The sequence below is a fragment of the Rhodopirellula maiorica SM1 genome, assembly GCF_000346295.1.
GTDB lineage: Bacteria > Planctomycetota > Planctomycetia > Pirellulales > Pirellulaceae > Novipirellula > Novipirellula maiorica.
This window is the reverse complement of sequence record NZ_ANOG01000451.1, coordinates 1-9,348: the sequence shown is the minus strand read 5'-3', so window position 1 is coordinate 9,348 and position 9,348 is coordinate 1. Positions and strand designations below refer to the sequence as shown.

At 54.7% G+C, this 9,348-nt stretch carries 7 protein-coding genes; 4 read left to right on the top strand and 3 right to left on the bottom strand.

Translation table 11 applies throughout. The features are described from left to right. Together RMSM_RS14300 and RMSM_RS14295 are read right to left on the bottom strand one after the other, a co-directional pair. The coding region (locus RMSM_RS14300; RefSeq protein WP_008697274.1) for an efflux RND transporter permease subunit at nucleotides 1-1,359 on the bottom strand (1,359 nt) is incomplete at its 3' end. Further along, on the bottom strand, nucleotides 1,356-2,570 hold the full coding sequence (locus RMSM_RS14295; RefSeq protein ID WP_008697273.1) for an efflux RND transporter periplasmic adaptor subunit: 1,215 nt from the start codon (nucleotides 2,568-2,570) through the stop codon (nucleotides 1,356-1,358). The genes RMSM_RS14300 and RMSM_RS14295, both read right to left, overlap by 4 nt. Nucleotides 2,571-2,905: 335 nt before the next feature. On the opposite strand from RMSM_RS14295, the gene RMSM_RS14290 reads away from it, so the two are divergent. The 4 genes from RMSM_RS14290 to RMSM_RS14275 all read left to right on the top strand — a co-directional run bounded on the left by RMSM_RS14290 (nucleotide 2,906) and on the right by RMSM_RS14275 (nucleotide 8,198). Then, nucleotides 2,906-3,166, top strand: coding sequence for a hypothetical protein (locus RMSM_RS14290; protein ID WP_008697272.1), 261 nt, complete (start codon nucleotides 2,906-2,908; stop codon nucleotides 3,164-3,166). A gap of 83 nt (nucleotides 3,167-3,249) precedes the next feature. Continuing rightward, complete coding sequence (locus RMSM_RS14285; protein WP_008697271.1) at nucleotides 3,250-3,951, top strand: transposase; 702 nt, start codon at nucleotides 3,250-3,252, stop codon at nucleotides 3,949-3,951. Between the two features lie 69 nt (nucleotides 3,952-4,020). Beyond that, on the top strand, nucleotides 4,021-6,726 hold the full coding sequence (locus RMSM_RS14280) for a PSD1 and planctomycete cytochrome C domain-containing protein (protein WP_008697270.1): 2,706 nt from the start codon (nucleotides 4,021-4,023) through the stop codon (nucleotides 6,724-6,726). Between the two features lie 89 nt (nucleotides 6,727-6,815). Continuing rightward, nucleotides 6,816-8,198 (top strand): DUF1501 domain-containing protein, encoded by a 1,383-nt coding sequence (locus RMSM_RS14275; RefSeq protein WP_040766644.1) that lies wholly within the window; start codon nucleotides 6,816-6,818, stop codon nucleotides 8,196-8,198. A gap of 421 nt (nucleotides 8,199-8,619) precedes the next feature. On the opposite strand, the gene RMSM_RS14265 is transcribed toward RMSM_RS14275, so the two are convergent. Beyond that, nucleotides 8,620-9,297, bottom strand: coding sequence for a TCP-1/cpn60 chaperonin family protein (locus RMSM_RS14265; RefSeq protein ID WP_052031636.1), 678 nt, complete (start codon nucleotides 9,295-9,297; stop codon nucleotides 8,620-8,622). Nucleotides 9,298-9,348: the final 51 nt, after the last annotated feature.

Here is a 9,348-nt window from a genome sequence, read left to right as displayed (position 1 = left end):
ATCGCCCCATGTGCCATCAAAGAACATCAGCGGCAGGAACGCAACCACGGTCGTCAGTGCCCCAAACGTCACCGGCGTTGCCACCTCACGCGTCCCCTGCACCGCTGCTTCAACCGGATCCATGCCTTCCATGATTTTTGAGTAGACGTTTTCCCCCGTCACGATCGCATCGTCGACAACAATCCCCGTCACAAGGATGAATCCGAACAAACTCATCACATTCGCGGTCAAATCAAACCACGGCATAAACATCGCCGCACCGGCAAAGGAAACGGGGATGCCGATCACGATCCAAAACGCCAATGCCGGTCGAATGAACAGTCCTAAGATCAACAACACAAAAAAGCCGCCCTGCAGTAACGACCACGCCAATGTGCTCAGCCGGTGCCGAATTTGCAGCGACTCGTCGTCCCAAATTTCAAGTTCGATGCCTTCGGGGAATCGCGTTGCGGCGGTCCGCACATATTCCCGGACCGCGTTTGAAATTTCGATGGCGCTTTCATCGCCGACTCGCATCACCGGAACGAAGACAGCGGGTTTGCCATTGAAGAACGTTTTTTGGTCACCTTCGACGAATCCATCCGACACGGTAGCGACTTCGCCGAGACGCACTTCGGCGCCGGAGGACGATCGAATCGGAATGTCATTGAATTCATCTTCCGAATAGGCTTGCCCGCGTGTGCGAACGATAAACGTGCCGCTATCACTGTCGATCGCACCGGCGGGAAGATCCAATGAAAACCCGCGAATTGCGTCTGCCAAATCTTGGAAACTTAGATTGTAAGCCAGCAGCTTCTCGACGTCGGCTTCGATGGAAACTTCGGATTCTTTCGCGCCACGAATGTCGACGCGACTGATCCCCGGCATTTCGACCAAATCTTGCTGAACTCGCCGAGCAACACGACGCATGTCATGATCCGACAAATTGCCCATCACTGCGATCTGTAGTATGTCGTAGCGGTTTGCTGATTCGGGAATGTAGACGCGTGGCGGCTCCGTCTCGACCGGAAACGTGGTAATCGTGTCGATCCGCGCCTTGACGTCGTCCACCAGGTTTCGCAAATCGGTGCCACGGCCGGCACGCAGAAAAAACCTTGCACGACCGCGATGGCCGTCGGCATTTAGCGCCTCGATGCCTTCGACGCCTTCCAAAGCCGCCTCGACAGGAATCAAGATCGCTCGCTCCACGTCCTTCGCCGTCGCGCCACGGTACTCCATGTCGATGATCACGGTGTCCCAGCTAAGCGCGGGCGTGACCTCAAGCGGTACATGGTTGATCGCAACATAACTGCCCGCAACGATGATCGCGATCATCAAGAAATTGGCGGCGATGCCGTTATTGGTAAACCAACGTATCACGGAGTCGCTTCCATTTCAGGCGGTGAACCTGCCAGCGATACCGGTCCATCTTCCTCGGGGATAATCTCGACGGGGCTTCCTTCGGGTGCATAGACCAACATTGTGGTCGCGAGCAGCTCTCCGTTGCGAATCGTTTGCCCCGGAACAATGACATGTTCGGCATCGGACCAAAGTGGATCGATGGTCAATGATCGCAGTGTCAGTTTCTGTTGGTCAATCAGATAAACCTTATCCAACCGCCGGACGGCTCCGCGAGGAAGCGCGATCACGTCTTTCAACGTCTTACCGAAAATCGTCGCCACGACCGGTTGACCAATTCGCAACACGGGATGGTCACTGTGTAGCGAAAAAGGATCGTCGATTCTCGCAATCGCAAATAGTTCCAACGAATCGGCATCCAGCGTGCCTTCGGTACGAACGATCTTTGCACGCCATACGCTGTCCGATGAGGTGTCAATTGCATTGCGTAATTCGACATCGATCGGAGCGTCGCCTTCCATTTCAGGCAACTTTAAATGACGCAATTCACGACCTGCGATCGGCAAACGCACCTCGGCGTAATCCACCGCGAACACTTCCCCCAGCACCGTGCCAGGGCTAACCAATTCCCCGACTCCGATTTCTTTCGACACGACGCGACCATCAAAAGGTGCATAGATTTTCGTGCGCTGCAGATCGCGTTCAGCTTGTTCGATTGCCGACGCGGTCACCTCAACTTGCGATTGTGCCTGAACAAGCGATGCGAAACTGGCATCCGCTTCGGACGTCGATGCACTGTCTTGACGCACGAGCTGTTGCATCCGATCGTTCGCCGCTTGGGCTAAGCTGAGCGTCGCTTTGGCGAGTTTGTGTTGCTCGCGAGCAATGTCCAGCGCCGTTTGATAGTCGCGGTCATCCATCTCTAACAACAGGTCGCCCGCCTTGAAGAACGAACCGGCTTCGAAGGCCGTTTGCGTCTGGCGAATTGTCCCGGTGACTTCGGCGCTGAGGGTAACGTGGTTATGCGCTCCGACAACGCCATGAGTCTCAATTTTTACCGCAAAATCGCGTGTATCAAGCGAACAGACGTGGCTGCGCAGCACCTGTTTTTCGGCGGGCTCGCTAGGCTCTTGGGCCGTGTCGACGGACAACACCGCAAAGCCATATCCACCGGCGATCAAGATGCCAACGGGGATGCAAACACGGATCAGGGCGTGGATCAAGAACTTCATGTTGATACGTCGCCGAGAGGTGGCGGGGCAGGGTAAGTCAGGCGGGAGTGGCAGTATGACCGATGGACACGGGCAAGTCAAAACCTTCAGCATCGATGAGGTGTATTTTTTTGCCGCCCCAATCGCCCTTTTTTACCCTCGGCGCTTCGCAAATCACATTGAAACGCCCCAATCATCCGGTCATGACGTTTTACCCCGCCTTGGAATTTCCACCTTTCTTATGCAGATCGGTCGATCGCGCGATACGATCATCAATACGACGTGGCCGTCGTTGGCAAACGTCAAAGCAACAACATTAGCCAATAAGAGCAGCCGATCAGCGAATCCCACAAAGGATGTCATTGTTCGCCGGCGGCCAGCCCTGTGGCGGATTCCACCAGACCGGTGACAACGCTCCGCTGAACATTTACTGCGGCGATGCGGACATCGATTCGCAAGACCAGTCGGGCGTGCTCAGTGATGTCGGAGTGGTTCGCGAAGGCCAGACGCTGACGAGCGAGCCCTTTCTCGGCGTGGAAACGCCCGGAAGTTGGCGACTTCGTCGTATCCAATTGCGTGAGCTTCCCCCTCGCGGCATTCGGTATAATACCCCGTAGTGCAGGCTGCCAGCCTGCATGAGAATTGCAATGTTTAAGAATCTTACAGGCTGGCAGCCTGTGCTACGATGGGAACCCCAGCCATGGAACTGATCCACAAGCGATCGTTGCCGCACTGGTACGTCTCAGGGGCCGCGCATTTCGTCACCTACCGGCTTGCGGGAAGTCTGCCGGTTACCGTCGTTCATGATCTGAACAAACGCAGAGATCAATTACTCGCCAAACCACCTGATCGCCCACCCGCCGAATATCGTTGCCACGTCAACCGACTACTGTTTGTCGCGTATGAAAAATATCTTGATCAGCTGTCGAACATGGATTGGCTTCGTAACCCACGCATTGCGTCAATGTTACGCCAAAACTTTTATCACCATGACGGAAACAAGTACCACTTACATGCCTATTGCGTGATGCCCAATCACGTGCACCTACTGTTGACGCCAAGCCCACAGGAAGTTTCACTTCCGCTTGATGCGAATGCGGAGATCGTCGTTGGCGAGAGGGCTGATGCGGGAAGTCCGCTTTCAACAATCATGCACAGCTTGAAGAGTTATACTGCGAACATGGCAAACCGTGTGCTGCATCGGACAGGGACGTTTTGGCAGCCCGAGTCCTACGACCACTGGGCACGCAATGATGATGAACTTGAGCGAATCACTAACTACATCCGTGCCAATCCCGCGACCGCGGGTTTGGTTTCACGACATGAAGATTGGCCGTGGTGCTCGTGCCATGATCGGTTCCTAATCGATGGCGAAACCACCGCTTGGTTACCCACAACGTAGTGCAGGCTGCCAGCCTGCATAAGAATTGCAATGTCTAAAAATCATACAGGCTGGCAGCCTGTGCTACTTATGAAACCAATACTCCTCCTAACGTTTTTCGTTTTCTTTGGCACCGCAGTGTCGGCCGAGGATATCGACAGCGTTGGCGAGGGCGAAAAGTTGTTTGCCCTCCACGTCAAACCGCTGCTCGAGGAAAAGTGTCTCGCTTGTCATGGCCAAGATCCAGACAGAATCGAAAGCGGTTTAGATCTGCGATCGCGCGACGGCGTGCTAGCCGGCGGAGATTCGTTCGACACCGATGTGGTGCTCGTTGGCGACGGGCAGCACAGCATCCTGTACCTCAGCACGACGCGGAGAATCGAAGACTACGAGATGCCGCCGAAACAGGCGGATCAACTATCAGAGCAACAGCAGTGGTTCCTTCGTGACTGGATTGACGCCGGAGCTCCGTGGCCAAGTGACGATCGCGTCAAACGGATTCAAAAAGCGTATGCCGAGGGCGAACAAGTCGTGGTTTCCCGTGCTCTCTCGGATGCATGGCAAAACCGACGTTATGCACCGGAACAACTGTGGGCTTACCGTCCAATTAAGAAACAGGACGTACCGGACGGTCATCATCCGATCGACTGGTTTATCGACAAAAAACTGGCCGAACTCGCCGTGACACCTGCGCCGCCCGCGGATGCCACCGCACTGGTGCGCCGGATCCGCTTTGGACTAACCGGATTGCCTCCCACTCCCACCGAGGTGCAGCGATTCGCAGCGGACTACCAAGCGGATGCAGACGCCGCGGTCGCCAGCTACGCTGCACAATGGATGGCTTCGCCGCATTACGGCGAACACTTCGCAACGCACTGGCTTGACGTCGTCCGTTATGCCGATACCGCCGGTTTCGCCAACGATTACAGCCGACCCAACGCATGGCGGTACCGTGACTATGTCGTTCGCTCGTTCAACGAAGACAAACCGTACGCGCAGTTTGTGCGTCAGCAGATCGCCGGCGACGAGATCGATGAAACCAATGTCGAAAACCTGATCGCAACCGGCTTCCTACGCATGGGGCCCTGGGAACAAACCGGTATGAGTGTGTTCAAGGAAACTCGCGGTCAATGGTTGGACGATGTGACGGACACGGTGGGCCAAACCTTCGTCGCGCATTCGATGTCGTGCTGCAAATGTCATGATCACAAATTCGATCCGGTGCCGACGCGTGACTACTACCGCATGATGGCAGTCTTCTCGACCACTCAATTTGCTGAACGTGACGCGGCATTCTTGGACCAAGAGAACCAGCAAGGGTTCGCGGCGGATTCGGAATGGGTTGAGGCCAAAATCGCTGCATACGAGAAACAGAGAGAACAGCTTTCTGCAAAGATCCAGCAGCGGAAACGTCAGGAATCTGGCAACGCCAAGGTTGGCGACAATGGGCTGGACCCTGGTGACGAAGCATCGCTTGCTCGAATGTCAAAAAACATCTTGCGGCACCGTATCGAGCGTGACCGCAGCAAACCAATTGCTTTGTCCGTTTACACCGGAGCGACCATTTCACGAAAAAACATTAGCGGCCGAATTAACGTGCCCAACGATCGCTGGAAGAAAGGCGAAATTGAACGGGATGTCATCCACAGCGGCGGAAACGTGTACGCGACCGGCGACGTCGTCACTCCCGGTGCCCTCAGTGCGGCCGAGTCGCTCGGTAAAATGAATATGGTGGATTTCCCCAGTGAGAAAGGTCATCGCCGACGAGCATTGGCCGATTGGATTGTCGATCCGTCGAATCCGCTGACCGCGCGAGTCATCGTCAATCGTGTATGGTCATGGCACTTCGGCAAAGGAATCGCAGCAAACCCGAACAACTTTGGCGGGACCGGAAGGTTTCCGACCCATCCTCGATTGCTGGACTATTTGGCAGCATGGTTCATAGACCATGGAGGCTCGATCAAGAAATTGAATCAATTGATTGTCACGTCTGCTGCCTACCGCCGCAGCACTCGGCACCCAGATCCTGGCAAACTTCAAGAAAAGGATCCTCTGAATCAACTTTATGCAACCTTCCAACCGCGACGGTTGACGGCGGAAGAACTGCGAGACGCGATGCTTTCGGTCAGCGGTGAACTCCAACGATCGGTTGGCGGGATCCCCTGTCGTCCTGATATTAATCTCGAGGTCGCGTTTCAGCCGCGCCAGATCATGGGAGGCGCAGCATCGGTTTACGAACCCGACCCGCTGCCGCAGCAGAGAAACCGCCGAACCCTGTATGCCGAGCGCATTCGCGGACTGCGAGATCCATTCATGGAAACGTTCAATCAACCGGGACCGGACAAGTCCTGTGAACTACGAGAGACGTCTACCGTGGCACCACAAGCGTTGACGTTGCTCAATTCGCAAGAGGTTTTTGACCGGGCAATCGCCTTCGCGAATCGTTTAATCACCGAGGAATTGGGGGCGGACGAAGCCACACTGCGTCGTGCCTTCCAGTTGGCATTGGCCCGCGAACCAAACGACCGTGAACTCAACCTCTGTCTAGCTCATTGGCAAACAGCTCGTGACGAAGAGTCGAGCAAGACCTATCGACGTCCAACCTTTCTCGATCGCATCACACGCACGGTGATGGCAGAGAAGACGGGTGAGCCCTATCGCTTTGAAGAGATCCTACCCGCTTACAAATCCTACGTGTCTGACCTTGGGCCGGCCAACGTCGACGCTAACACTCGGGGCTTGGCCCATGTCTTGTTGGTCATCCTGAACACGAACGAGTTTGCGTATCTGGATTGAATTGCCCCTCGTAGTGCAGGCTGCCACCCTGCAGGAAAGAATACAAAACAGGCTGGCATCCTGTACAACGCCTCGCAACGCAGCAAATCATGAATCATACCATCGTTAAACCAAATCGCCGCAAAGCGTTGTTCGGGTTCGGGGCGGGGTTAGGTTCCATCGCTCTAACGTCTATGGTTCACGCCGAAGAATCGGAACCGCACCACGTGGCCAAGGCAAAACGATGCATTTTTTTGATGATGGAAGGTGGTCCATCGCACCTCGATACCTTTGACCCGAAACCTGAGTTGGCCAACCAGCACTTGAAAGCGTTCACTCGTAGCGGTGAGATGGAAAGTGCAATGTCCTCCGGCAAACGTTACTTTGTCAAAAGTCCCTTTGACTTTGTAAAAGCAGGCCAATGCGGCGCGGATATCTCCACGCCGTGGGTGCATTTGAAGGAAATGGTGGACGAAATTTGTTTCTATCGGGGCGCCCAGGTTGAATCGGTTAATCACCCCACAGCCTGCTACCAATTGAATACTGGCAATCAATTTGGGGGCGATCCCGCAGTCGGTTCTTGGGTAACCTACGGTTTGGGGTCGGCAAACGATAACCTGCCCGGTTTTGTCGTCTTGCCACGAACGAGTTACCCGCAAGGGGGCGCGGGGAATTGGAGTAATGGCTTTTTGCCAGCCAATTTTCAAGGCACTCCGCTTCGTTCCGAAGGCAGTCCGGTTTTGGACCTTGCACCTCCCAGCGGGATCACGAAGGCCCGGCAACGCATAAACTTGGACCTACTGGCGGAGTTGAATCGACAGCATCTGCAAACTCATCCAACTCGCAGCGATTTGGCAGCACGCATGGACAGCTACGAACTCGCCTACTCGATGCAGACCGAAGTTCCTGGAGTGATCGATCTCGACGGTGAATCGTCGCAAACTTTGGATGCCTACGGAATCGGTGATGCCAAGACGGACGCTTTTGGACGCAAGTGTTTGCTCGCTCGTCGTTTGGTCGAAAAGGGCGTGCGATTTGTCCAGGCCTACGCCGGAAATTGGGATAGCCACGACTACATCGAAAAGGCTCATGGTTCGCTGATTCGCAGCGTTGACAAGCCCATTGCGGCATTGCTTCGTGATTTAAAACAGCGTGACATGCTTAAGGACACCCTAGTGGTTTGGTGCGGCGAATTCGGACGCACGCCCGATAATGGGCTTCGCGGCGGCGGTCAATCCTACGGTCGCGATCACAATGCGAAAGCGATGACGATGTGGTTTGCCGGCGGCGGTATTCGGGCCGGTCACACGGTCGGTGCAACCGATGAAATCGGCAGCGAAGCGGTCGAGTGCGTCCATCACATCCGCGATGTCCATGTCACCTTATTACATTTACTGGGGCTGGATGATAATCGATTGACCTATTACCACGCCGGTCGCCACAAACAGCTGTCCCAATTCGGCGGATCGGTCATCAAAGAATTGTTGGCTTAAACTTTGTCGACTGATCGCCGTCGTTAGGATATTGTTGCAAAGTTATTGAGATGAAGTGTCTTCACCGTCGTGGACGAGGTGACGAGTCCCGTCATGTCAGTAAGTCGCGATGAATCGCAATCTCGGCCAGAAGAAACAGAGTCGCTTAAAATCGTTTCGCTGACTCTTAACTTTCCAACCAACGTCCGTCGTCGTCTCTCGATGAATAATCCACGACTAACGCTAGGACAGTTAATGGCCAAAAACAATTTTATCTACCTGCTTAACGATGCGTCGCAATCCATGGGGTTGCCGCGTACAAAAGGCCTGATTTTGACGTCATAGTCCGCGTCGATCTGCAAAAAGAAAAACGCCGCCGATGCCAAAAGGGGCAACGACGGCGTGCGCAGGAGTACGCGAAGTAGTCGAAACTCAGCAGCGACTAGTACATGTCATAGTCACCGCCGTGCCCCTTGGCAGACTTCGTTTCCAGCTTGGGCTTGTCTGCGATCAACGCATCACTGGTTAGCAACAATGTCGAGACACTCGATGCATTTTCGAGTGCCGTGCGGACCACTTTGGTGGGGTCAATGACGCCGCTGTCCACTAGGTCTTCATAAGTGTTCGTGGCAGCGTTGTAGCCGTAGTTGCCTTGCTCGGCAGTCACTTTCTCGCAAACTAAAGATCCGTCTTGGCCTGCGTTCTCGGCAATCCAAGTCATCGGAGCGCGACAAGCTTTCAGCACGATGTTGTAACCGGCGCGTTCATCGTCACTTAGTTTTGTGCCGTCACACTGGCTGGCCGCTCGCACAAGTGCCACGCCGCCGCCGGGTAAGATACCTTCTTCGACCGCCGCACGCGTGGCCGACAATGCGTCTTCGTAACGCATCTTCTTTTCTTTGACTTCAGCTTCGGTCGCACCACCAACGCTGATCTTGGCCACCCCGCCCACCAGTTTCGCTTTGCGTTCTTGCAATTTTTCGCGATCGTAATCGCTTGTCGCCTTGTCATGCTCGGTCTCGATCTGCTTGATGCGAGCGTGAATATTCTCGGTTTTGCCGGCCCCCTCGATGATCGTGGTGTTTTCTTTGTCGATGATGTACTTTTTTGGCTCGTCCAAGATCGGCAAGTTCGATGTTCTCGAGCTTCACACCCAAGTCTTTACAAAGAA

What these genes read in the sequence shown, in the direction of transcription:
- RMSM_RS14290 (WP_008697272.1), top strand. Translation starts at nt 2,906, where the DNA reads ATGTCATTGTTCGCCGGCGGCCAGCCCTGTGGCGGATTCCACCAGACC.
- RMSM_RS14280 (WP_008697270.1), top strand. Translation starts at nt 4,021, where the DNA reads ATGAAACCAATACTCCTCCTAACGTTTTTCGTTTTCTTTGGCACCGCA.
- RMSM_RS14285 (WP_008697271.1), top strand. Translation starts at nt 3,250, where the DNA reads ATGGAACTGATCCACAAGCGATCGTTGCCGCACTGGTACGTCTCAGGG.
- RMSM_RS14275 (WP_040766644.1), top strand. Translation starts at nt 6,816, where the DNA reads ATGAATCATACCATCGTTAAACCAAATCGCCGCAAAGCGTTGTTCGGG.
- RMSM_RS14295 (WP_008697273.1), bottom strand. Translation starts at nt 2,570, where the DNA reads ATGAAGTTCTTGATCCACGCCCTGATCCGTGTTTGCATCCCCGTTGGC.